The sequence below is a fragment of the Hoeflea sp. CAU 1731 genome, assembly GCF_039888615.1.
Lineage (GTDB): Bacteria > Pseudomonadota > Alphaproteobacteria > Rhizobiales > Rhizobiaceae > Flavimaribacter.
The window spans coordinates 1-21,754 of sequence record NZ_JBDQQS010000024.1; the positions used below are offsets into that span (position 1 = coordinate 1).

Annotated in this window: 24 protein-coding genes and 2 pseudogenes; 6 read left to right on the forward strand and 20 right to left on the reverse strand. The window is 59.5% G+C overall.

Annotated elements, in window-relative coordinates; all coding sequences use genetic code 11:
* Positions 1 to 175 precede the first annotated feature (175 nt).
* Complete coding sequence (locus AAFN47_RS25390) at positions 176 to 478, forward strand: hypothetical protein (RefSeq protein WP_499812051.1); 303 nt, start codon at positions 176 to 178, stop codon at positions 476 to 478.
* Here AAFN47_RS25390 and AAFN47_RS25395 read toward each other — a convergent pair.
* Positions 471 to 1,231 (reverse strand): IS5 family transposase gene (locus AAFN47_RS25395; protein WP_499812052.1). Its coding sequence is split into 2 segments (ribosomal slippage): positions 471 to 892 and positions 892 to 1,231, totalling 762 coding nucleotides; the frame shifts between segments, so codons are not numbered across the junction. The genes AAFN47_RS25390 and AAFN47_RS25395 overlap by 8 nt on opposite strands.
* A gap of 357 nt (positions 1,232 to 1,588) precedes the next feature.
* Between AAFN47_RS25395 and AAFN47_RS25400 the strand changes: the two genes are divergently transcribed.
* Together AAFN47_RS25400 and AAFN47_RS25405 are read left to right on the forward strand one after the other, a co-directional pair.
* Positions 1,589 to 1,738 (forward strand): hypothetical protein, encoded by a 150-nt coding sequence (locus AAFN47_RS25400; protein ID WP_499812053.1) that lies wholly within the window; start codon positions 1,589 to 1,591, stop codon positions 1,736 to 1,738.
* Positions 1,739 to 1,956: 218 nt separating this feature from the next.
* On the forward strand, positions 1,957 to 2,421 hold the full coding sequence (locus tag AAFN47_RS25405; RefSeq protein WP_420406481.1) for a hypothetical protein: 465 nt from the start codon (positions 1,957 to 1,959) through the stop codon (positions 2,419 to 2,421).
* Positions 2,422 to 2,540: 119 nt separating this feature from the next.
* Here the strand turns inward: AAFN47_RS25405 and AAFN47_RS25410 are convergent, their stop codons facing one another.
* From AAFN47_RS25410 to AAFN47_RS25480, 15 genes are all read right to left on the reverse strand, one after another.
* A complete protein-coding gene (locus AAFN47_RS25410) occupies positions 2,541 to 3,467 on the reverse strand; it encodes a cation diffusion facilitator family transporter (RefSeq protein WP_420406482.1) in 927 nt (308 codons plus the stop codon).
* A 31-nt stretch (positions 3,468 to 3,498) separates the two neighbouring features.
* The gene (locus tag AAFN47_RS25415) at positions 3,499 to 4,992 is read right to left on the reverse strand and encodes a multicopper oxidase family protein (RefSeq protein WP_499812054.1); all 1,494 of its coding nucleotides are present in this window, start codon (positions 4,990 to 4,992) and stop codon (positions 3,499 to 3,501) included.
* Positions 4,993 to 5,029: 37 nt separating this feature from the next.
* Entirely contained in the window at positions 5,030 to 5,527 is a 498-nt protein-coding gene (locus AAFN47_RS25420) for a c-type cytochrome (protein WP_499812055.1), read from the reverse strand.
* Between the two features lie 14 nt (positions 5,528 to 5,541).
* The gene (locus AAFN47_RS25425) at positions 5,542 to 6,207 is read right to left on the reverse strand and encodes a L,D-transpeptidase (protein WP_499812056.1); all 666 of its coding nucleotides are present in this window, start codon (positions 6,205 to 6,207) and stop codon (positions 5,542 to 5,544) included.
* Entirely contained in the window at positions 6,204 to 6,497 is a 294-nt protein-coding gene (locus AAFN47_RS25430) for a DUF411 domain-containing protein (protein WP_499812057.1), read from the reverse strand. Before AAFN47_RS25430 ends, AAFN47_RS25425 begins: the two co-directional genes overlap by 4 nt.
* A gap of 179 nt (positions 6,498 to 6,676) precedes the next feature.
* Positions 6,677 to 6,988: a hypothetical protein gene (locus AAFN47_RS25435; RefSeq protein ID WP_499812058.1), complete on the reverse strand. Its 312-nt coding sequence runs from the start codon at positions 6,986 to 6,988 to the stop codon at positions 6,677 to 6,679.
* A complete protein-coding gene (locus tag AAFN47_RS25440; protein WP_499812059.1) occupies positions 6,988 to 7,545 on the reverse strand; it encodes a L,D-transpeptidase in 558 nt (185 codons plus the stop codon). The genes AAFN47_RS25435 and AAFN47_RS25440 overlap by 1 nt, the downstream gene beginning before the upstream one ends.
* A 58-nt stretch (positions 7,546 to 7,603) precedes the next feature.
* Positions 7,604 to 7,942 (reverse strand): hypothetical protein, encoded by a 339-nt coding sequence (locus AAFN47_RS25445; protein WP_499812060.1) that lies wholly within the window; start codon positions 7,940 to 7,942, stop codon positions 7,604 to 7,606.
* A 1-nt stretch (position 7,943) separates the two neighbouring features.
* Positions 7,944 to 8,423: a multicopper oxidase domain-containing protein gene (locus tag AAFN47_RS25450; protein ID WP_499812061.1), complete on the reverse strand. Its 480-nt coding sequence runs from the start codon at positions 8,421 to 8,423 to the stop codon at positions 7,944 to 7,946.
* Between the two features lie 230 nt (positions 8,424 to 8,653).
* Positions 8,654 to 9,370, reverse strand: coding sequence for a multicopper oxidase family protein (locus AAFN47_RS25455; protein ID WP_499812062.1), 717 nt, complete (start codon positions 9,368 to 9,370; stop codon positions 8,654 to 8,656).
* The gene (locus tag AAFN47_RS25460) at positions 9,367 to 10,695 is read right to left on the reverse strand and encodes a multicopper oxidase family protein (RefSeq protein WP_499812063.1); all 1,329 of its coding nucleotides are present in this window, start codon (positions 10,693 to 10,695) and stop codon (positions 9,367 to 9,369) included. Before AAFN47_RS25460 ends, AAFN47_RS25455 begins: the two co-directional genes overlap by 4 nt.
* 37 nt (positions 10,696 to 10,732) lie before the next feature.
* Positions 10,733 to 13,114: a heavy metal translocating P-type ATPase gene (locus tag AAFN47_RS25465; RefSeq protein WP_499812064.1), complete on the reverse strand. Its 2,382-nt coding sequence runs from the start codon at positions 13,112 to 13,114 to the stop codon at positions 10,733 to 10,735.
* Positions 13,115 to 13,203: 89 nt separating this feature from the next.
* Positions 13,204 to 14,511, reverse strand: a complete 1,308-nt coding sequence (locus AAFN47_RS25470; RefSeq protein ID WP_420406492.1) for an APC family permease — start codon at positions 14,509 to 14,511, stop codon at positions 13,204 to 13,206.
* Positions 14,512 to 14,615: 104 nt separating this feature from the next.
* Positions 14,616 to 15,377, reverse strand: a complete 762-nt coding sequence (locus tag AAFN47_RS25475; RefSeq protein WP_420406493.1) for a MauE/DoxX family redox-associated membrane protein — start codon at positions 15,375 to 15,377, stop codon at positions 14,616 to 14,618.
* Between the two features lie 9 nt (positions 15,378 to 15,386).
* A complete protein-coding gene (locus AAFN47_RS25480) occupies positions 15,387 to 16,241 on the reverse strand; it encodes a DUF305 domain-containing protein (RefSeq protein ID WP_420406494.1) in 855 nt (284 codons plus the stop codon).
* A gap of 132 nt (positions 16,242 to 16,373) precedes the next feature.
* Between AAFN47_RS25480 and cueR the strand changes: the two genes are divergently transcribed.
* Genes cueR through AAFN47_RS25495 form a run of 3 tightly spaced genes read left to right on the forward strand, consistent with a single transcriptional unit; the run spans position 16,374 to position 18,590 of the window.
* Complete coding sequence (cueR, locus tag AAFN47_RS25485; RefSeq protein WP_420406495.1) at positions 16,374 to 16,772, forward strand: Cu(I)-responsive transcriptional regulator; 399 nt, start codon at positions 16,374 to 16,376, stop codon at positions 16,770 to 16,772.
* Positions 16,769 to 17,182, forward strand: coding sequence for a c-type cytochrome (locus AAFN47_RS25490; protein WP_420406496.1), 414 nt, complete (start codon positions 16,769 to 16,771; stop codon positions 17,180 to 17,182). The genes cueR and AAFN47_RS25490 overlap by 4 nt, the downstream gene beginning before the upstream one ends.
* A gap of 16 nt (positions 17,183 to 17,198) precedes the next feature.
* Positions 17,199 to 18,590: a multicopper oxidase family protein gene (locus AAFN47_RS25495; protein WP_420406497.1), complete on the forward strand. Its 1,392-nt coding sequence runs from the start codon at positions 17,199 to 17,201 to the stop codon at positions 18,588 to 18,590.
* Positions 18,591 to 18,892: 302 nt separating this feature from the next.
* Here the strand turns inward: AAFN47_RS25495 and AAFN47_RS25500 are convergent.
* The 4 genes and pseudogenes from AAFN47_RS25500 to AAFN47_RS25515 all read right to left on the reverse strand — a co-directional run.
* A pseudogene (locus AAFN47_RS25500) lies at positions 18,893 to 19,938 on the reverse strand (IS3 family transposase); the annotation flags it as partial.
* Positions 19,929 to 20,570 (reverse strand): annotated as a pseudogene (locus AAFN47_RS25505) (IS256 family transposase); the annotation flags it as partial. The pseudogenes AAFN47_RS25500 and AAFN47_RS25505, both read right to left, overlap by 10 nt.
* 68 nt (positions 20,571 to 20,638) lie before the next feature.
* Positions 20,639 to 21,205, reverse strand: coding sequence for a dual specificity protein phosphatase family protein (locus tag AAFN47_RS25510; RefSeq protein WP_499812065.1), 567 nt, complete (start codon positions 21,203 to 21,205; stop codon positions 20,639 to 20,641).
* A 79-nt stretch (positions 21,206 to 21,284) separates the two neighbouring features.
* Positions 21,285 to 21,629, reverse strand: a complete 345-nt coding sequence (locus AAFN47_RS25515) for a PepSY domain-containing protein (RefSeq protein WP_499812066.1) — start codon at positions 21,627 to 21,629, stop codon at positions 21,285 to 21,287.
* Between the last annotated feature and the right edge of the window lie 125 nt (positions 21,630 to 21,754).

Here is a 21,754-nt window from a genome sequence, read left to right on the forward strand (position 1 = left end):
AGGCCCCGAACGATGTCGACAACAATGAGGCGTTGCGTCCCAGCCAAGGAGCGGTCTCCTGTCCGTTATTCAGGTTTGTGTAAAAGCTCATCCTACTGGAGGTTCAACCCATATTTCCCGCTCAGCCGCCCTATCAGGCAATCTTTGTGCGTTCCCGGGTTGTTCCCTTCCTATCGTGGAAAGCGCCGGCACGATCACCGGCGAGATCTGTCACATTCATGCACAGAAAGCAGGCGGACCTCGATTTGACAGCACCCAAACCGATGAAGATCGCCACGGATTCGACAACCTGATCCTGCTGTGCCGACATCACCACCGAATTGTCGACTCACAACCAGAGGCATTTTCGGCAGAGGCGTTGGAAGAACTCAAGAAAATTCGGGAAAAGGAAATGGGTAGGCCCGAACAGGCGACAGACGCGTTCTTCGCAAAGATCCTGCTCGGCGACCTAGGGCGTGGTGACGAATTAACTATTTGAGCCAGATTGCGATAGCGGCAAGTTTGACGAAGCCCATGAAGTTGGCGAGGAGCTTGTCGTATCGGGTTGCAACGCGTCGGAATTGTTTGAGTTTATTGAAGAAGCGCTCGATGCGGTTTCGCTCCTTGTAGAGTTCGGCGTCGTATGGACGTTGAGCCTTGCGATTGCGTTTAGGCGGAATGATCACTTCCATGCCTGTTTCTACGATCCTTGCGACGAGATGATCGGCATCATAGCCCTTGTCGGCCAGCATGGCATCGGCCTCGATGCCCTCGACAAGGTCATGAGCCAAGGCGATATCGTTACGCTGTCCGGGCGTGCCGATCAGGCGTATCGGCAGTCCGAGCGCTTCCGTGGCAGCATGGATTTTCGTGCTCAACCCGCCGCGAGACCGACCCAGGCCCTGGGCATCCGCCCCCCTTTTTCCTTGCGAGCGCCGGCCGCATGCTGATGGGCGCGCACGATGGTGCTGTCGATCATTAGCCACTCGAGGTCGGCTTCACGCGCCAGAACCGACAGCATATCGTCGAGCACGCCCATCTCGATCCAGCGGTAATAGCGCCGTTTCACCGAGCGATAATCACCCAGCCGCTCGGGTAGGTCACGCCAGCGCCCGCCAGACCGGGCCATCCACAACAGCGCATCAAGGAAAAGCCGGTTGTTCGTGCGCGGACCTCGTTTGCCTTTGGTTCCGCCGGGCACAAAGGCCTTGATCCGTTCCCACTGATCATCCCGAAGGGCATCGCAATCCATCACTGACCTCCAAAAGCCAGTTTTGAATCTGATTTGCAGACATTTGGGAAGCCTAAAAACTTAAATCGTCACCACGCCCTAAGGCGCGTTATCGTGAACAAGGACAGCGGCAATGTCATTGTCGACAGTCCTGGAGCGATTCAGGCCCACACCGTCAATCTGAGAACGACACGCAAAGCGCTACATATCCAACCGGCAGCTGGAACGATCGGTGCCGATCAGGAGGCCAGTCGGTATGTCCAGTACCTGATCAGCAGGTATAACTAGTTCGCCAGCGCCGACAGGTCGCGTGCAACAACATTCAGCTATGGCGCCATCTCGAAAAATGTTGAGAAATCTTTCGGAGCGCCTTGGAGGATGCTGGCGATAGAGGACTTTGAGCCCGTTTGTGCATATCTCCAGCAGCGTATCGGCAAGACGCGCATCGCAAAATCGAATCTTTCCAAAGGGGCAAGGTCGTTCACGATCTTCGCCGATTTTGGCAAAAAGTCAGGCGACAAAGGGTGAATGACGTCAACGAACTCGGCCCGGGCGTTTCTCCTGGTCGCCGGATGCAATGCAGGCGTGGGACCGCGGGAAGCGAACAGACAACCCTGCACACAATCATGGAGGTTGGCGAAGTTGGTGAACGAATAGGGACGATCGCGCCGCAGTTCAGCGCGATTTGACCTTCCACCCACCGGAGCGTTTAGGCTTTTCCGCAAAACCAAAGCCAGGGTCTTTCCATGCGCGCAATAACGTACCAGCCCGAATTCAACATCGTCGTATTCTCCTTTCTCCTCCATTTCGTATGGGAGTTCGTCCAGGCACCTACCTATGCCGGGATGATCGAGATGAACCATTGGGACGGCATCAAGCTTTGCATGTCAGCGACATTCGGTGATGTCGGCTTTGCCCTTGTTGCTTTCGGTCTCACAAGCCTGGCAGCGCGGACGCGTCAGTGGTTTCTCCGTCCTGCCGCTTGGCAGTATCTGATGTATCTCGGCATCGGGATCGGCCTGACAGTCGGTTTCGAGTATTACTACACGCAGGTCTCGGTGCGCTGGACCTATTCGGAACTGATGCCTCTGGTGCCACCGTTTGGAACAGGTCTGAGCCCTCTGTTGCAGTGGCTGGTCATTCCAACAGTTGTCTTGTGGATCACGCGAAGACAGATCGTCGGAATCAAGGTCAAGGAAACCGAGCAATGATGGACAACAGTCTGGGAAGCGGCATGATGGGATTTGGTGGCATCGGGATGCTGCTGATCGGCATCCTCGTTGTGTTGGCGATTGCGGCCCTGGTCAAATATCTGATGAAGTGATCGCATTCACGTCGCCATCGACCGATCAACGAGCGCGTCGATTGCGCGCGCTCGTTCCTCGTCATGACATCGGGTCTCCACCTGAATTGTTGTAAAGAAAAATCCGAACTCATCCACGAGCTTTCCTTGTGCAATCGTCAAGACCTCGTCCGAATCAACTTCGGCGCGTTTATCCACCATAACATGTGCCGAGAACACATATTTGCCGCTTGTAAGTGCCCAGGCGTGGACGTGATGAACATTCTTCACACCCGGAATTACCGCGAGAGCGGCCTTGGCTTCGGCAAGCGAAATCTCATCAGGCGTTCCCTCCATGAGAAGATGAATGGCGTCGCGCAGTATCCCCCAGCTGGCCCACAGAAGCACAAACCCGAAGATAATCCCCAACAAGGGATCAATTGCGAGGAAGCCGGTAAATCGGATCACCAGTGCAGCGACAATGATTATTAGACTGCCGACGAATGTCTGTATGATGTGCCAATAGGCACCCCGTACATTCAAATCACTGCCCTGTTGCCGGTACAAAAGATACAGCGAAATGAACTCCGTAACGAGGCCTCCCGCCGCTGCAATCAGCATCGGACCGGTGGGAAGATCGATCGGGTTTCCGAGCCGCATCAGTCCCATGACAATCACAACCAAGGCCATGATCAGAAGAAATGCGCCATTCACGAGCGCGCCGATGATTTCGGCGCGCAACCAGCCGAAGGACTTTTGTTCGTCCGCTGGCCTTTTCGCGATGCGGGCTGCGATGATTGCAACCAGAACGCCTCCGACCGCGGAGAATGTATGAAAGGCGTCGGAGATGACTGCGACCGAGCCGGTCCACAATCCAATGCCGAGCTCCACGATAAAATAGACGCCCGTCAGCCACGCGGAAATCGAGAGCGCCCGGCCGCTTGATGGCATATGACCGGCATGGTTTTCTGACATCGGTTTTACCTCCTCTCAGGTCAGTTCGGAGCTAGGTCACAGTAAACTGCCCCATCATGCCACCATCCTCATGCTCGAGAATGTGGCAGTGATACATGAAGGGCGTTCGATCGCCTGCGGGCTGCGTGAAGCGCATCAGCAATTCGGTTTCGCCATCAATGACGACAGTATCCTTCCACCCACTGCTTTCGGGCAGCGGATCACGACCGTTTTCGCGGACGACCTGAAACGACACGCCATGGACGTGGAAAGGATGGGCCAGCATGGTTGTGCTGACGACCCATTTCTCGGTGTCGCCAAGACGCACGCGTTGGTTGACGACGGCCATCTCGAACGGATCTCCGTTGATGGCAAACCCGCCCATCATGGCTCCTCCCATCATGCCTCCTCCCATGCCCATGTCGAGTGAGAAACGCCTGGTCTTGGCAATTTCAAAATCCGCAAGCGAGGGCGCTTTGCCTCCTATCGTATCGGGGATTTTGTCAACCGCGACCGGGAGGCGTTCATCGACAAGGATTGGCAGGACCTCGAAACGCCGCGCGCCCGTCAAACCATCGAGCATTCCCCGCGCGCGGCCCATCATGCCGCCCATTCCCTGATTGGGATCACCGTCACTCACGAGAGAAACGTCATGCCCGCTCGTGAAATCAACCAAGACCTCAGCCCGCTCACCGGGACCCATTCGCAGAGTTTCAAGTGCGATCGGCCGGGCAAGATACCCGCCATCGGTCGCGATGAGATGCATCGGGCGGGAGTCGCTCAGGCGCAACGAATAAATGCGGGCATTGGAAGCGTTAACAATCCGCAGCCTGACAATTCCTTTCGGTACATGCGCCGCCGTTCCAATCTGGCCGTTGACCAGGATCGTATCTCCGGTCATGCCATGCATGATGTCCATCATCGAATTCGCATAGGCCAGCCCCCCGTCACCGGCAAATCTGCGATCCTGAATGACCAGTGTGAGATCGTCCGTGCCATAGGTTTCTGGCAATCCACGCTCCGCATCGTGGCCATCAACGATGTGGATCACTCCGGCCAAACCGGCATAGACATCCTGTGCCGTTCGCCCGTGTATGTGTGTGTGAAAGAAGGCCGTGCAAGGCGGCTGGTCGATCTGCATATCAGGCGTCCAGTTGGAACCTGGGCCGATCGGCAAATGCGGACCGCCATCGTGTTCGCCAGGTACGAGCAGTCCATGCCAGTGGGAACTGACAGGCCATGACAGGGCGTTGGCGACTTTCGGCTGCAACGGCCCCTTTTGAACGCGAACAACCGGCCCGAGATAAGGCTGGTTGAATCCGATTGTCGGTGTCGCCCTGCCACCGATAAAACTGGTCGTGCCGGACTGTGCGGTCACGTCGAAACGCCCCGATTCGGAGGTATCGAGCAATGGCGGCATTTGAAGCCGAGGGAAGCCGGTTGCCCTGGCAAGGTTCACGGACGGCCGTGCGCCCAAAACGCCGTAGGCGGCGGCGCCAGCGGCCAAAGCCACACCTCCTGCAAGCAGTCCGCGCCGTGTTGTCATTAGCGTCTCCCTTCAACATTTTCTGCCCAACCTGCGTTCATCTCGTGTCCCGCGGTTCCAAGGCGTAGCGCTTGTTCATCTCGTCATGGCCGGCGCGGATTTCATCGGGCCAGGTGCTCTTGATGTAAGACAAGACGGCGACGATCTCCCCATCCGACAGAATGCCCTCGTAAGCGGGCATCGCGGATGTGTAATCCTTCAGATTGGCCGCTTCGGCGACCCCAAGTTTGGTGATCTTGAAGAGCAACTCGTCGGGATGATGCCAAGTGTGTCCTGTTTCATCGTGCGGCGGAGCCGGCATCAAGCCGTCGGGTCCCGGGGAACGCCAATCCTCTGCCTGGCCCTGCAATTCCGCTCCGTGACAGGACGCACAGTTGGCAGTGTAGACCTGTTGGCCGAGCGCCACTTTTTCCTGGTCATCCGGCCTAAGGAGAGCCGCGCTTTCCCCATTACCTCGGCCGACCCCAATCATGGCGACGACGCCGATCGCAAGTAATGCCAGACCGGCAAGGGAAATTATCTTCAATCGTCTCATCGACATGGCTTCACCTAAACGACCACCAGGGAAGACCCGCTGGGGACACGGCTGTAGAGATCGATAATGTCCTGGTTCATCAACCGAACACATCCGCTGGAGACAGCCCTGCCGATGGTCCAGTATTCCGGCGAACCGTGAATCCGGTACAGTGTGTCCTCTCCGTCCTGAAAAATGTAGAGCGCTCTCGCTCCCAGCGGATTATCGAGCCCCGGTGGCATGCCGCCATTGCGTGCGCTCCATTTTTCGAGGTCCGGCTCCCGCGCGATCATTTCCTCGGGCGGAGTCCATTTTGGCCAAGCCTGCTTCCACTGGATGACCCCGCGGCCCGACCACGAAAATCCCGCCCTGCCGAGTCCTACGCCATACCGCATCGCCTTGCCGCCCTCCTGGACCAAATGAAGGTAAAACGTCTGCGTATCGACAATCAGGGCACCGACCGAATGAGGGCCCGAATAGTCGACCTGACGACGCCAGAACCTCTCCGGTACCTTGTTCAGATCGACGGCCGGTATCGGAAAACGCTCTCCGGGCATCGGCCCATACATGGTTGCATACGTGCCTGGAATTCTCGGTGCCGGTTGCGGCTCGAGCACCTGTTCGGGTGTGGTGGTTGTACAGCCGGAAAGGGCAAGCAACGACAGGCTGCCTGCCCCACCCAAGAGTTGCCTGCGATTCATTGCTTGCCGGCCTGGTAAAACAGGGTCGGCGTCTCTCCGGTTTTGCCGGTGAAGGCGAGGACGTCGTATTTCGCCTGTGGATCTTCGCCCATGCCCAAAGAACCCATCGGCATACCCGGCGTGGAAATGCCGCGAATATCCGGTTGTTCAGTCATGAGCTTGCTGATCGCTGCAAGCGGGACGTGTCCCTCGAGAACGTATTTGCGATCGCCTCCGATGGCGGCCGTGTGACAAGCTTCGAGTTTTGCCGGCACGCCTGCCTGCTTCTTGATCGAGGAGAGGTCTTCCATATCCTTTGTTTCAACGGTGTAGCCGGCCTTTTCGACTGCATCGACCCAGACCTGACAGCACCCGCATCAGGGTGTCTTGAAGACGGTGATATGCTTGTCATCGGTTTCGCCTGCATGTGCATGCAGCGTTAGCAGGTTGCCGGCCAACCAGGATGCGGCCGCGATTTTGATCAGTGTTTTCATTTCTGGTCTTGTCCTTTGTGTGTCTGATGGCCGTGACAGGTCCGGCCCATGATCTTGTGCATGACGAGGTGTGCCCCAAGGCAAAAGCCGATTGGCGCCAATGCGCCGAGGCGTTCAGCCCAACCTGCGCCAGCGCCCATGCCCCAAAGCAGCAATCCGGCGCCGCCGACCATCTGAATGCAGCATGCGATCATGATCCAGGTGCCGAATTTCCGCGGTTCGGGAACGCCCGTGACGTCATGTGCTCGAATTCTCGGCACCCCGGAGGAAAGTGCATAGGGCGATGGTTTTTGCGGGTCCTGAGCCATCACAGCACGACCACCTTTGCGCCCACCGGAACCCTTTCATACAGGTCCTCGACATGCGCATTGATCATCCGGATGCAGCCGTTCGAAACGGAGCGCCCGATCGAAGATGGCTGAGTGGTGCCGTGAATCCGATACATCGTGTCACGGCCACTGCGGTACAAATACAGCGCGCGTGAACCAAGCGGATTTCTGGGTCCGCCGGGAACGCCTTTTGCATATCTGGCGTATTTGCCCGGCTCACGCCTGATCATGTTCTTGGTCGGGGTCCAACTTGGCCACTTTGCCTTCCGACCGACGGTGGCCGAGCCCCGAAAAGCCAGACCGGCTCGGCCGACGCCGACCCCATATCGCCTTGCTGTTGTCCGGCTTGTTTGCAGGTAGAGAAAGTGGTTGCCTGGATCGACCACCAGCGTGCCGGGACTGTATCCGGAGAATCGAACAGTCTGCGGTTCGAACCGCGGATCAAGTTTGAAGACGCGTTTGTGTGCCTGTGCCAACGAGGCAGGCAGGAATGCAGACGACAAAGCGCCAAGCATGAAGCTACGTTTGGAAAGCATGGTTTCCCTCTCAAATCCAATTACTCGATGAACGCCATTGATGGCGGGCGAAGTAAGATCAGATAGAGATGGGAGGCCTCATATGGACATATATCACTTCCAGAAGCGTCACGGACTGTGCCGGGATTTCAACCGACGCCAAGACAGGCGAATTTTGCAGGGGTGTGAATTCGGGAAGATAATGGCAATCGGCCGCACAATTGCCTTGGCGGTTATCCATGCCGCTTTTCGACTTCTGACAGCACTTCATCGCGGCCGTCTTGTCAGCGGCCAGAACCTCATGAACCTGACCGGTTACTTTCGTTGATGTCATGTCGGCATGCGATTGGATCACAGCCGGCATCATGGCCCCGAGGACCAGAACCAATATCATCAACGATGGCAAAAGTCTGCGCATTTTAGTAACATAGCGTCGTTTCAGTTAATTTTCTACAATCGTCTGAACTGACTTCGAACCATGTGGTCATGCCTGCCGCCGCGTGTTCCAGCATGTGGCAATGATACAGCCACTTGCCGGGAATTTCTGCGACGAAGGCAACCTCCGTCGTCTGCTCAGGTCCAATCAGGAATGTGTCGCGCCAGGGCTTGCCGTCATCGACGTCGGCTCCGGATCGGCTGAGAACACGGAAGTGATGACCATGGACATGCATGGCGTGTACCCAGCCTGTCTGATTTATCGTTTCCAGCAGAACCGTTTCGCCGCGCCGAACCGTGAAAAGCGGGGCCTCTGCCAGGTTTGCTATGCCGTTGAATGCCCAGGACTGGCCCGTTTTGCGGAAATCTTCCCCTTCAAGGCGCTTGCCCTTGTGGGTGATGTACACAAAGCCGCCCATGGCGCCACCTTCCATAACGACCTTCACATTCCGGGCGCCCGTCACATCGGGCTCCGGTATCAGGTTTACCGGAATTGAAGGCGCCGACTGCGCTGTACGCGATATCCCGCCGACGATCCCGTCGACCAGGGGGAATGGCTGATCGCCCGAAATCTCTTCGATCGTGAAATCAGCGTCCGGAACAACTAGCAGGTCGATCCGTTGCGCCGGTCCGAGAAGATGCGGGGAATAAGGCAGAACGACGGATTCCGGCAGCGCCTGTCCGTCATAGGCAATTACCTTTCCACCGAACCGATTGGGATCGAGTTCCAGAACACTGCGTTCGAGGCGTTGATCAGTCTAACGCGATAGGCGTCGCCACTGCGCAGCTTCAAGACCGGACGTGACTTGCCATTCACAAGGAGCCAGTTACCGAGACACCCTCCGTGGCTCCAATCCATCAAGGAACCAAAGCTGCCCGTGTCCAGAACGCCAGGCTGGCGCAAGCGCCAGTCATCAATGATGAGGGTGATGTCATGGTCGCGATCAAAGGTGGAGGTTTGCTCCTCCACGATCAACGGGCCATACAAGCCACGCCCGACCTCATTCCAACTCTTGTAGTGCGCGTGATACCAATATGTACCAGAATCCGGCAGCTCGAATTCATAGATGAAACTGTCTCCGGGCTGCACGGGTTCCTGGGTCAAGCCGGACACCCCATCCATCGCATTTTCGATGCGGATCCCGTGCCAGTGGATGGATGTGGGCTTCTCAAGATTGTTGCGAAAGTTGACGCGTATCCGCTCGCACTTTCGGGCCCGGATTTCAGGACCGGGTACAATGTCGTTATAAGCCCAGAGATCTGAGAGCTGCTGCTCGTAAAGTGCTCGCCGGACCGGTCCTGCGATCAGATCAAACTCCTGCGTACCCCTCTTTGCCACAGCAAGACCGGGCAGGATGCCTGCAGACACGAGCACCCCGGTTCCCGCCAGGAAATTGTGTCTGTCAATCATTCTCCCGCTCCAGCAGAAAGGTTGCGATTGCCGTCAGATCGTCCTGACTCGACACGCTCGCCCGACATGACTGCGACCGGCGTATGGCTGCCCCAGAGTTGCCCGTTGAGCGACCACACATAAGGGCTCATCTGGCCGCCCAGTATGACTATAGGCGTCCGGTACACCGACCGATCCGGTAGAGGGTTGAGGGCGCGGAGCCCCAATTCCGCCGTCATGTCCCCGGAATAGGCAGGGTACTCGGCGTCTGCCATTGTTGAGAGGCGCCGTACCTCGGTGCCGCGCGGGGCAAGCACGATACCGGTCCTTTGCGGCGCGCCTTCGCGCAGGGCGAGGATGGGCAATGCCGAGCCGTCTGCTGGCATATCAATCGCGATGTCGAGCCGTTGCCCTTGCGCGAAGCCGAAGCGCGTTCCTTCCATGGGCTCTACGGCATCTCCGTCGACGGCAACCAGCCGACCGACCACCGATCCGAGATCGACCCAGAATGCCGTCATCGACGCCGCGTTGATGGCACGCAGGAGAACGCGTCCACCCCGCTCGACCGCTATCACCTCGGGATCGTCCAGGGTCCGGTCATTGGCGAGATAGGCATCGAATTCGAAGTCGTTGAGATCCATCTCCATTCCGGAGTCGTGGCCCATCCCCGCCATGCCGCCCGACATCGCGTTCGGCATTGGCATGGACATCGGATCGGATTCGTGATGCCCGACGATCCGCCGCGGGAATTCTCCCATGGAGTGGCTTCCTTCCTGCACCTCGCCATGCGGCATCGCGCGGCCGGACGTGATCTCCTCAAGGACCTCTTCGCCGGAGCGGAAGGAAAAGTCATGCAGGAAGAGAACGACCTCCTGCCTGTCAGCAGCCAGATCTTCGGCACTTCGAACAATCAGGGGCGCTGCGAGCTGATCGACCTCCTGGGCCGGGACATGGCTGTGCATCCAGAACGTTCCGGTACGGGGCGCAAAATCAAAGGATCGGCTGCCGCCCGCCGGAATCATCGGGCTCGTGTTCGACACGCCGTCCTGGGCGTTCGGCGGGATCTGACCATACCAGTGCACGATGGTCTCGACATCGAGATCGTTCGTGAGGTCGACACGAAAGCGCTGACCGGGATCGAGGATCAGTCCGGGCCTTCCGGAGCCGTCGACAAGACCCAGGACCGAGGCGGCACGGCCGTCGACTTCGATCGTGCGACGCACGGCGCGCAATGTGAGCGCATTGGCCTTGGTAGAAGCTTGCGCGTACACGGTGCCGGGAAGCGACGCCATGATGCCGGCGGCAGCGCCGGATGCCAGGAAACTGCGACGTGAGAGTGGAGCCATTTTGACACCTTGAGCAAAAACGCGTTCAATTCCGAATTCAGAGGTCCAGCCGCCGCAATCTGAGCGCGTTGGCGATCACCGAGACCGACGACAGCGACATGGCGGCGGCCGCGATCATCGGCGAGAGCAACAGGCCGAAGACGGGGTAGAGCACACCGGCTGCGATCGGCACGCCGGCCGTGTTGTAGACGAAGGCAAAGAACAGGTTCTGCTTGATGTTGCGCAGGGTCGCCTTCGCGAGCTTTCGCGCCCGTACGATGCCGGTGAGATCGCCGCCGAGAAGCGTAAGGCCGGCGCTTTCCACGGCAACATCGGCGCCCGTGCCCATGGCAATGCCGACATCGGCGGCCGCGAGCGCGGGCGCGTCGTTGACGCCGTCGCCCGCCATGGCGACCGAAAGGCCCGCCGCGCGCAATTCGTCGACAAAGGCTTTCTTGCCTTCGGGCAGCACACCGGCGCGCACGTCGTCGATGCCGAGCCTGGCCGCGACCGCCTCGGCGGTACGCTGGTTGTCGCCGGTCGCCATGATGACCCGCAGGCCCTGCGCGTGCAGCGCGCGGATCGCGGCCGCCGTGGTCTCCTTGATCGGATCGGCCACCGCGACGATGCCGCAGAGCCGCCCGTCGACGGCGACGAACATCGCGGTCTTGCCCTCGGTCCGGAGCGCGTCGGCCTGGTCCTCACCGCCGGTGGCATCGCCGCCGATTGCCTGCATGAGCGCGGCATTGCCGAGCGCGACGGAGCGGCCGGCGACCGAGCCGGTGACGCCCTTGCCGGTCACCGCCTCGAAGTCGGTGGCCTTGTCGAGCGTCACGCCGCGCGCGCGGGCGCCCTCGACGATGGCCTCGGCCAGAGGGTGCTCGGAGCCACGCTCCAGCGCCGCGGCGAGGGCCAGGACCTCCTCCTCGGGAATGTCGCCGAGCGCGATCACATCGGTCAGCTTCGGGCGGCCCTCGGTCAGCGTTCCGGTCTTGTCGACGATCAGCGTATCGACACGCGCCATGCGCTCCAGCGCCTCGGCATCCTTGATCAGCACACCGGCCTGCGCGCCGCGTCCCGCCGCCGTGGTGATCGAGATCGGGGTTGCAAGCCCGAGCGCGCAGGGACAGGCGATGATCAGGACAGACACTGCCGCCGCGATTGCGAAGACGAAGGCGGGACTCGGCCCGGCAAAAAGCCAGACGACAAAGGCGAGGATGGCGATGCCGACGACCGTCGGTACGAAGACTTCCGAGACCCGATCGGCCAGGCCTTGAATGGGCGCGCGCGAACGGCGCGCCCCGGCCACCATGTCGACGATCTGCGCAAGCACCGTGTCTGAGCCGACCGCCGTCGCGCGAATCGCCAGCGTGCCGTTCTTGTTGATCGTTCCGCCGGTCACCCGGTCGCCCTCGGTTTTCTCGATGGGGACGGGTTCGCCCGTGATCATACTCTCGTCGATCGAAGACCGGCCCTCGGCCACTTCGCCGTCGACCGGCACGCTGTCGCCGGGGCGTACGCGTAGCAGGTCGCCTTCGACAATGTTCTCCAGCGGCGCGTCATATTCGGAGCCGTCGGACAGGATGCGTCGCGCGGTCTTGGGCGCAAGGTCCATCAGCGCCCGGATGGCGTCGCCGGTGCGCTCGCGGGCGCGCAACTCCAGCACCTGACCGACGAAGATCAGCGCGATGATGACGACCGCGGCCTCGTAGTAGGTGCCGACCATGCCCCCCATCCGGTACTGCTCGGGAAAGACGCCGGGCAGGAAGGTCGCAACGAGGGAGTAGAGATAGGCCGCGCCGACACCGAGCGATATGAGCGTCCACATGTTGGGCGATCGGTTCTTTACGGAGTCCCAGCCGCGCTGGAAAAACGGCAGCGCCGCCCACAGCACGATCGGCGTGGCGAGGAGAAACTCTAAGTAGATCGCGATCTGATGGCCGATCCAGTCGCGGACGGGAAGACCGACCAGTTCACCCATCGTCAGGATCACCAGGGGCACCGCAGCGGCGGCGCTGATCCACATCCGCCGCGTGAAATCGGTCAGTTCCTCGCTTGGCTCGTCGGACGGCACCATCGGCTCGAGCGCCATGCCGCATTTCGGGCAGGCGCCGGGTTCGTCACGCACGATCTCCGGATGCATGGGACAGGTCCACTGCGTGCCCTGCGGCGCACGCTTGCCGACCTTCGCCGCGTTGCCCGAGGCGTAAAAATACGGATCGGCATCGAACTTCGTCCGGCAGCCATCGGAGCAAAAGTAGAAGGCGTCACGCCCGAAGTCGCGCGTGCGCGCCTCCGGCTTGATCGTCACCGTCATCCCGCAAACGGGATCGGTTGCCGTTTCGCCGGCTTTCGGATTCGGGTGATCATGGCCGGCATGACCGTGGCCATCGTGATTGTGCGACGTTTGGTCGTGATGCTGGTGAGAATGCTGCGCCATTTCGAATGCTTCCTGACTGACTTGGCGCACAAGGTAGAGCTTCCAGTAACTGGAAGGTCAAGAGCCTGATTGTCCTTTTATCTTCCAGCTCAGCCCGAATGATGCATGTGACCGGTCGACGGCGGACGAAGCCGCAGGAATACCGCCTCGAAGGCAAAGACGACGGCAATCCCGCCGACGGCAATGACGACGATCGCCGGGTCCGCCTGCCACTTCATCAGTCCGAAGGCCGCGAGCACCACCGCGTCGAGCGTGATCGCCGTCAGCAGGATCCATGACCGGGCGCCGATGTCATGCCTGAGGTTCCGGTACACACCCCAGTGGATGACCATGTCCATCACCAAATAGAAGAACGCGCCGAGCGAGGCGATCCGGCTGAGATCGAAGAAGATGGTCAGAAGACTGGCGATCACCACAGTGTAGACGAGCGTATGATCACGGATCGCCCCTGGCATACCGAAATGGCTGTGCGGCACGAGCTTCATGTCGGTCAGCATAGCCAGCATGCGCGAGACCGCGAAAACGCTGGCGATCAGGCCGGACGCCGTAGCAATCAGGGCCAGAGCCACCGTCAGATAGAAACCAACCTGCCCGAAGGCCGGCGCCGCCGCCTCGGCCAGCGCATAATCCTTGGCGGCGATGATACGATCGAGCGGCAGGCTAGAGCCGACCGCGAAAGCCACAAGGAGATAGACGACGACGCAGATCGCGATCGAGACCACGATGGCGCGGCCGACATTGCGGTGCGGCTCGGTGATCTCGGCGCCGCTGTTGGTGATCGTCGTAAACCCCTTGAAGGCGAGGATAGCGAGCGCAGCTGAAGCCAGAAACCCTCCCGCCCCGGTCTCGCCGCCCGTCGCCTCGAAGGAAAAACCACCGGCCCAAAGCGCCGCAACGCCGAACAATGCGATCCCGAAAACCTTCAGGAACGCCATCACAATAGACAGCAACCCGACCGACCGGTTTCCCGACACGTTCACAAGCCAGGCGAAGACGATGACGGCAACGCCGATCACCGGCACCAGCCAGCCTGTGGGCTCAATCCCCAATCCCCGCAGCGCATAGGCGGCGAAGGTTCGCGCGACGAGGCTCTCGTTGATTACCATCGACAGCGCCATCAAAAGCGCCGCGCCTGCCGCGACGGTCGTCGGCCCGTAGGCCTTGACCAGGATCATGCCGATGCCACCGGCCGAGGGATAGGCGTTCGACATTTTGACATAGGTGTAGGCGCTGAAGGCCGTGACGATGGCGCCGGCGATAAAGGAGAGCGGAAACAGAGGTCCGGCCAATTCCGCCATCTGCCCGGTCAGAGCGAGGATCCCCGCCCCGATCATGACCCCGGTGCCCATGGCGATGGCGCCAGGCAAAGTAATGCTGTCTTTTTTGTAGTCCGTCATGATCGTCCGCTCGAAATCGCCGTTCCCAGTGTCGGCGAGTGACGCCGAGTCGCTGATCTATTTAAAGGTTCCAGCAACTGGAGGGTCAAGGGTCGGCGGATGGATCAGATCAGGAAGGCCTTGAGCGGCATCCAGATGCCCATGGCCATCATCATGAGGCTTTCGGTCAGGGAGACGAAGCCGAGCGGCACCGACGAGCTGCCCCCAACACAGGCGCATTTAAGCTCGCGCTTGTCGATGTAGACCGCCTTGATGATGCTGACCGCCCCGACCGTGCCGATGAACAGCGCCACCGGCGCCGATATCCAGGCGAGGATGCCGGCCGTCATCAGGATACCGGCCAGCGCCTCGCCAAACGGATAGATCGTGCCATAGGGCACCCACCGGCGCGCCAGCAGGTCGTAGTTCAGGAACATGGTCGAGAAGCTCTCGACATCCTGCAACTTCTGGATCGCCAAAATGGTCATCGACAGCGAGATGAACCACTCAAGCGCCCGCAGCGTCAGCACCGTGCCGTATTGGTTCCAGGACAACCCCAGCGCCAGCAGGGCGGCTACCGCGAAAATGGCGATAACCGGCTTATAGGAGGTGTCGCTTTGCGCCTCCGGCGGCGGATCGATCTCGAAATAGACCCGCAGATCGTCGTAACCACCGACCCGTTCGCCACCGATGAAGGTCTGCGGCGTCGTATCCACACCTTGGTCCTCCATAAAGGCGTCGGTCTCTTCGCGCGTGGTCAAGTGATGGTCCTCAACCTCAAAGCCCCGACGCTCGAGAAGATCCTTCGACTTCAGGCCGTAGGGGCAGAGGTGATCGGGCATCACCATGCGATAGAGTTGCGCGGTCCGGGTTCCATGCTTCGCCATCACCGCCTCCTAGGAGCCCGCGCAGGCGTACTGGCCGCGGAAGCCGGCCTCGTACTCCGCACCGGCCGTCACTACCAGATCGTAAAGATCGCCGCTGTCGGTCTCATGCAGTTCAGCCGAGAGCGGCCCGGCGGTGAACGTGCCCCCTTCGGGGCCGGTTTCGCTTGCGTCGAGGCGAACGAGGTCGCCGCTGATCTTGACCAAAGCAGCCGATCCTTCCGCGCTCTCGCCCGCGACCAGCACGGGCGGGCTGCCCTCGGTATAGGTGAAGCGGCAGGCTGCGCCATCCGGGAAAACCCGAGCGATCTCGTCCTCGGTCAGGAACTCCGGATCGACCTTGGAAAGTTCTTCACTGGCGAGCGCTTCATCAGCGCCGACGAGCTCCGCCGGAGTCGTCGCCGCGCGCTGCGTGGCCTTCCCGTTGGCGTCGATGTCGGCGATCAGATAGCGCATCTCGGCGATCTCCTTGTCCTGAGCGTAGATGATGTCGTCGGCCAGCGTCCGCACCCGCGCATCGGTGATGTTGGCGCGGCTCGACGTCATGATCGCAATCGAATGATGCGGGATCATCGCGCTCATGTAGCTGCGGTCCTCGACGGTCACCTGGCTGCGAACCAGCCATAGTGCAGCAGCGAAGACGACAACCGAACCGGCGAAAATGGCAATGTTCGCATTACGGTTCGTGTACATGCCGAGCATGAAGGCGAGCATGATGACCGCCATGGTCGCGCCCATCACGAGCGCCATGTAGGCCCTCGTCTCCGACCACAATACGTGGCTGAGAAGATAGGTGTTCAGATACATCAATCCGAACATTACCACCGTCGACGTGGCGATCATTGTGAAGAAACGGCCGTAATGCATGTTTCGCCTCCATGTTTTGTTCGCTTTTCCAATTAACGACCTTCCAGCGCAGGAAGGTTCCAAAGTCGGCAAGGGCCTTGACCTTCCAGCAGCTGGAATCCCTATATTGCCGCGCAACAGGAGGATGCGCCCATGAATATTGGAGACGTCGCCGAAGCAAGCGGCCTGCCCGCCAAGACGATCCGCTACTATGAGGACATAGGTCTCGTTCGGCCGAAGCGCGGCCAGAACGGTTACCGCGCCTTCAGCGAGGCCGACGTGCACAAACTCGCGTTCCTGTCGCGTGCGCGGTCGTTGGGCTTCTCGATTGAGGACTGTCGCTCCCTCATATCGCTCTACGAGGATCGCGATCGTGCAAGCGCCGACGTTAGAAATATCGCCAGCGATCACCTAGACCGGATCACGTCCAAGATCGCAGAGCTTCAATCGCTCCGCCGCACGCTCGAAACGCTGATCCATCGCTGCCACGGCGACGATCGTCCCGATTGCCCCATCCTCGACGATCTTTCGGGAAGCGAGGCGACGCAGTGAACAAGAGAACCGTGGCAGTGGGAGCCATCGTCCTGATCGTGGGCGGTGTCGGAGCCTGGTTCCTGCCCGCGCAGGACGAGCCGGCTCGATCGTCGCAAGCCGGTACGACCGTACGCCTGCCCGATCTGGAAGGCGCTGCCGCCGATGGCGCGGACCTTTTCGCGACCAACTGCGCCGTCTGCCATGGCGAGAACGCCGCCGGCACGGATCAAGGCCCGCCATTCATCCACCGCATCTATGAACCCAACCACCATGCGGACATGGCCTTCCAACTGGCTGTGCAGAACGGCGTGCGCGCCCACCATTGGCGGTTCGGAAATATGCCTCCCGTCGAAGGGATAAGCCAAGACGACGTCGAGAAGATCGTCGCCTATGTGCGCGCGCTGCAGCGGGCAAATGGCATCGAGTAGACAACGGAATGACGAAATGGACATCACAAGAAGAACCTTGCTCTCCGGCCTTGTCGCGACCGCGGCCGCAGCGGCGCTTCCCCGCCCGTTGCATGCGCAGACGGAGGCGGCCGAAACGCTCACGGCGCATGCGGCGACTGCACGCATCGCGCCAGCCGACTATCCGGATACGGCGGTGTGGTCCTACAACGGCGCCATTCCCGGTGCTCCCATCCGGCTTCGCCAGGGAGAGCGTCTGCGGCGGCTGTTCCGCAACGAACTCGACCAGCCTGGAACTGTCCATTGGCACGGGATTCGCCTAGACAACGCGATGGACGGCGTTCCCGACCTCACCCAACCCGTCGTCGCCCCGGGTGACAGCTACCTCTACGACTTCGAGCTTCCGGATGCCGGCACCTACTGGTACCATCCGCATAACAGGGCCTGGGAGCAGATGGCGCGCGGCCTGTCTGGCGCCCTGATTGTGGAAGAAGCAAGCGGTGCGCCGGAGGTTGATCTCGATGAGGTCTTGCTGATCGACGACTGGCGCCTCTCCGAAGACGGGCAGATCGCCGGCGGCTTCGACGACATGCATGACTGGGCCCATGCGGGCCGCATCGGCAACTGGGTGACCGTCAATGGCACGGGCGGCTGGCGCCGCATGGTCGCACGCAATGAGCGGATACGCCTTCGCGTCATCAATGCGGCAAACGCCAGAATTTTCAATATCGCCGCTCAGGGTCTCGAAGGCTGGGTCGTCGCGCTCGACGGCATGCCGCTGGACGCGCCCCGGCGCTTCGACCAAATCACTCTCGCCCCGGCGCAGCGCGCCGATCTCATTGTCGACATGACCGCAACCGTTGACGAGAAGGCCTATCTCGTCGGGCTTGAGGGCAATTCAGGCTATGCACTGGCGACCTTCGATGTCGACGGCGAAGCGCATGCCGAACGGTTGCCTGCACCCAACGCCCTGCCCGCCAATCCGGTGTCTGCTCTCGGTGCGGTCAATGAGGCGCGCCGCATCGAATTGCGAATGGAAGGAGGCGCCATGGGATCAATGCGAGGCGCGACGATGTCCGGCCGTATGATGGGAATGTCCGAACTGGTGAGCGCCGGCAAGGTCTGGGCTTTCAACGGCATGGCGGACATGCCCGATAGTCCTCTTCTCGAAGCCCGCGCGGGAGAGACAGTCAAGGTCGCCATCGTCAATGACACGGCCTGGCCGCACGCCATGCATCTGCACGGGCATCATTTCAGGCAGGTCATGCGCGACGGCACGACAGGTCCGCTGAGGGATACGCTGCTGATGGACCGTGACGAGAGTGTTGAGATTGCCTTCGTCGCCGACAATCCCGGCGATTGGCTGCTTCACTGCCACATGCTGGAACATTCCGCCGGCGGGATGATGACCTGGCTTCGTGTGACATGAGGTAAATCCAACCGCACTCGGCAGCAGCCATCGATCGAAAATCCGAGCAACTCACAAATCATCCGCGATTACTCCTAAGCCGCCGGGCAGGAACGAACCGCCGTTCTCCTGACTTTGCACGCTAAGTGTTTGATCCCAGGGATTGATGGTTCATTCTTGTCATCCGAATCAAAGGAGGCACTATGGGCCAGGTTCTTCATGGGAGCGCCACGACGATAAAGGCGATCCAGTTTTCGGGGATCAGAGCATTATGAACTGACCCCTTAAAGTTGGACGGTTGATTGTCTGTGGTGGTTTAAGGGCTAGTTTCTGTATTGTACAGGGCTCAGCCCTTTGAGTTTCAGCTTGATACGATCATGATTGTAGTAGTGGATATAGTCTTCAATTCCGGCTTGCAGCGCGATGAGACTGTCGAAGCGGTTTTGATAGAAGAACTCGGAGCTAAGGGTTGCGAAGAAGTTCTCCATGGCGGCGTTGTCGAGGCAATTTCCCTTGCGTGACATGCTCTGACTTATGTTGCGCGCGCGCAGGATGCGCTGCCAGGCCGGCATCTGGTAGTGGCATCCCTGGTCGGAATGCAGGATCAGCCGATCATCGTCCTGTAATCGGCCCACGGCTTTGACGAGCATGGTTTCTACGAGTTTGAAGATTGGCCGTCTGGCGGTTTCGAAGGCGATGATCTCGCCGTTGTAAAGATCCATGACAGGGGACAGATTGAGCTTTTGGCCGGCCACGCTGAACTCCGTCACGTCGGTCACCCATTTCTGATTGGCTTTCTCGGCCTTGAACTGCCGCTTGACCAGATCGGGGGCGATGCGCCCCGCCTCGCCCTTGTAGGAGCGATATTTCTTCGGCCTGACGGTCGATCGCAATCCGAGTTCGCCCATCAAATGCTGGACGGTTTTGTGATTGACGGTCTCTCCGGCTGCGCGCAATGCAGCCGTCACCCGGCGATAGCCGTAACGGCCCCTATGCGCCACAAAGATCGACCTGATCCTGCCCTTCAGCTCGGCATGCCGGTCAGGCTGGGTTGAGGCCTTTTGCTGATAGTAGAAGGTGCTGCGAGCCAGTCCTGCAAGCTTCAACAGCCCCGCAAGCGGAAAAATTGGCCTTAACGCCTGGACGACTTGCGCTTTTTGGGCGCTTGTTCCCGCGTTAAGGCTTCCAGCTTTTTTAGGTAGGCATTCTCCATGCGCAGATTGTTCAGTTCCGCCAGGAGTTCCTCGCGGCTCTTGGCCTCGTCGTCCACCGGGCTCTCCGCTCCAGGCGGCTTGCGTGACGTCACCAACTTCCGCGGCCTCCCTTTGCGGCGCGGAGCCAGAGCCGCCAGACCGCCGCGTTCATAACGCGCAGCCAGAACTTGGCGCCTTCGGACTGCTTGATCCAGATGCCCAGGATCTCCTTGGCGCCATCGGGCAGGATGCCGAGTTCGATGTAGACGGCCTTGTTTCGAACAAAGCCTTCGTCCCTGATCTTGACGCGGATGGCTTCGAAGAAGACCAGCGAATAGCAAACATCTAGCGGCCTGTTTTGCCATTCGCCAACTTCCTACAGGACGGCATCGGTGACGGCCGAGATCAGATCGGGTGACACGACGATACCGTAGAGTTCCTCCACGTGTCCACGGATCTCGCGAACCGTCATGCCGCGTGCATACATCGAGATGATTTAGTCGTCGAAATCGGGAAAGCGGCGCTGGTATTTGGCGATCAGCTTCGGATTAAACGTGTCGGAACGATCACGCGGTATGTCCAGGCTGAGCTTCGACGTGCCGGTCAGAACCGATTTCTTCGATAAGCCGTTGCGGCGATTGGTGCGACCATCGCCGCGTTCTTCGTCGAGATGCTCATCCAGTTCAGCGTTCAAAATGCGCTCCGACAGAGCCTTCTTCAAATCGTCGAGCAGGCTGTCCTTCGCAAAAACCTTACCCGGATCGCGTCCCGCCAGAAGCCGATCCAGTAATTCCTTCTCAATGGCCATGTGATGATTCTCCTTTCCATCATCATGGCCTCAAGCACAAAATTCCTGACAGTCCCGTGGCCGCAAGATTAGGACTCACCAAACCCAAGCCATGGTTCAAAATCTTCCCAAGTTTCATCCATTGCGTAGGTTGACGACAAGTAGGGTATGCCGAAGTGCCCAAAAACGATCGAGATCTCATTCTCCGCGTTTTCCTCACCGGATTTTGCGATTGCAGCCATGTAGAGCGCGGACACCAGTCCGCTACGATCAGCGCCAGCTTTGCAATGGATCAAGAGTGGTTTTGGAGCGTTCTCCATCAGTTGGATAAGTTCCGTTGCGCGCGCTTTGGAGAGTCGGTGGCTGGCAGACATCCGGAAATCGAAATGCTCGATACCCAGCTTTTCGGATGACGATACTTCGTTATCGTACCAGGGGGCTCCCTCTTGCGAGCCTCTGAGATTGATGACTGACTTGATGCCATATTTTTGTTTGTACGCGGCCAGGCGTTCAGGCGTGACCTGGGCGGATCGGTAAAGCTGTCCCGAAACGACTGTGTGAAAGTTCCCGGACAATCGCTGCGCGCCCAGGAAGCCTCCACCCGCCAAGAGAAGGACAAAACCTACAACAATCAGCTTCGCTAAAACCTTTTTCATTTCGACCGAATATCCAGCTAGAGTCTCAATTTGCTGGCGCCGGTTTGACCGGCGCCAACGTGACGAGAGAATTCAAAACTCAGTCATCATCTCCGTCGTAGTCACTGTCTTCGGGAATTTGCATGGTCTTTCCCGTCGATGCATCGACATAGACTTTATGCTCGGAACCGTCCTGAGCGATGATCGTCACATCGAAGAGACTATTACCCTCCTCTGCATCGAACTGGACTTCGCCAACCTTTCCCGGCTGGATGGATTGAGCCGCCTTTATGGCGTCGACGGCAGTCAGTTTGGCCGAAAGAAGAGCCTTTGCTTCTTGAACATCATGGGTCACCGTAGAGGTTTCAGCCGTAGCCGCCGTTATAGCGGCGAAGCTGGAAGCTCCGACCAGGACGCAAGTTGCGATGATTGCGGGCTTAATCATGTCTTTTCTCCTTTTCTGAATGACACCGTGTCATTTCATGCGGAGATAGATGGCAATCTCAGTTCGCCGCTTCCTTTCATCCGGGTTACAAATTTGTAAGGTCGCCGAAAGCCTCTAGAAAAGCC

What these genes read in the sequence shown, in the direction of transcription:
- AAFN47_RS25400 (WP_499812053.1), top strand. Translation starts at nt 1,589, where the DNA reads ATGCTGGCGATAGAGGACTTTGAGCCCGTTTGTGCATATCTCCAGCAG.
- AAFN47_RS25405 (WP_420406481.1), top strand. Translation starts at nt 1,957, where the DNA reads ATGCGCGCAATAACGTACCAGCCCGAATTCAACATCGTCGTATTCTCC.
- AAFN47_RS25410 (WP_420406482.1), bottom strand. Translation starts at nt 3,467, where the DNA reads ATGTCAGAAAACCATGCCGGTCATATGCCATCAAGCGGCCGGGCGCTC.
- AAFN47_RS25415 (WP_499812054.1), bottom strand. Translation starts at nt 4,992, where the DNA reads ATGACAACACGGCGCGGACTGCTTGCAGGAGGTGTGGCTTTGGCCGCT.
- AAFN47_RS25420 (WP_499812055.1), bottom strand. Translation starts at nt 5,527, where the DNA reads ATGAGACGATTGAAGATAATTTCCCTTGCCGGTCTGGCATTACTTGCG.
- AAFN47_RS25425 (WP_499812056.1), bottom strand. Translation starts at nt 6,207, where the DNA reads ATGAATCGCAGGCAACTCTTGGGTGGGGCAGGCAGCCTGTCGTTGCTT.
- AAFN47_RS25430 (WP_499812057.1), bottom strand. Translation starts at nt 6,497, where the DNA reads ATGGAAGACCTCTCCTCGATCAAGAAGCAGGCAGGCGTGCCGGCAAAA.
- AAFN47_RS25435 (WP_499812058.1), bottom strand. Translation starts at nt 6,988, where the DNA reads ATGGCTCAGGACCCGCAAAAACCATCGCCCTATGCACTTTCCTCCGGG.
- AAFN47_RS25440 (WP_499812059.1), bottom strand. Translation starts at nt 7,545, where the DNA reads ATGCTTTCCAAACGTAGCTTCATGCTTGGCGCTTTGTCGTCTGCATTC.
- AAFN47_RS25445 (WP_499812060.1), bottom strand. Translation starts at nt 7,942, where the DNA reads ATGCGCAGACTTTTGCCATCGTTGATGATATTGGTTCTGGTCCTCGGG.
- AAFN47_RS25455 (WP_499812062.1), bottom strand. Translation starts at nt 9,370, where the DNA reads ATGATTGACAGACACAATTTCCTGGCGGGAACCGGGGTGCTCGTGTCT.
- AAFN47_RS25460 (WP_499812063.1), bottom strand. Translation starts at nt 10,695, where the DNA reads ATGGCTCCACTCTCACGTCGCAGTTTCCTGGCATCCGGCGCTGCCGCC.
- AAFN47_RS25465 (WP_499812064.1), bottom strand. Translation starts at nt 13,114, where the DNA reads ATGGCGCAGCATTCTCACCAGCATCACGACCAAACGTCGCACAATCAC.
- AAFN47_RS25470 (WP_420406492.1), bottom strand. Translation starts at nt 14,511, where the DNA reads ATGACGGACTACAAAAAAGACAGCATTACTTTGCCTGGCGCCATCGCC.
- AAFN47_RS25475 (WP_420406493.1), bottom strand. Translation starts at nt 15,377, where the DNA reads ATGGCGAAGCATGGAACCCGGACCGCGCAACTCTATCGCATGGTGATG.
- AAFN47_RS25480 (WP_420406494.1), bottom strand. Translation starts at nt 16,241, where the DNA reads ATGCATTACGGCCGTTTCTTCACAATGATCGCCACGTCGACGGTGGTA.
- cueR (WP_420406495.1), top strand. Translation starts at nt 16,374, where the DNA reads ATGAATATTGGAGACGTCGCCGAAGCAAGCGGCCTGCCCGCCAAGACG.
- AAFN47_RS25495 (WP_420406497.1), top strand. Translation starts at nt 17,199, where the DNA reads ATGGACATCACAAGAAGAACCTTGCTCTCCGGCCTTGTCGCGACCGCG.
- AAFN47_RS25510 (WP_499812065.1), bottom strand. Translation starts at nt 21,205, where the DNA reads ATGAAAAAGGTTTTAGCGAAGCTGATTGTTGTAGGTTTTGTCCTTCTC.
- AAFN47_RS25515 (WP_499812066.1), bottom strand. Translation starts at nt 21,629, where the DNA reads ATGATTAAGCCCGCAATCATCGCAACTTGCGTCCTGGTCGGAGCTTCC.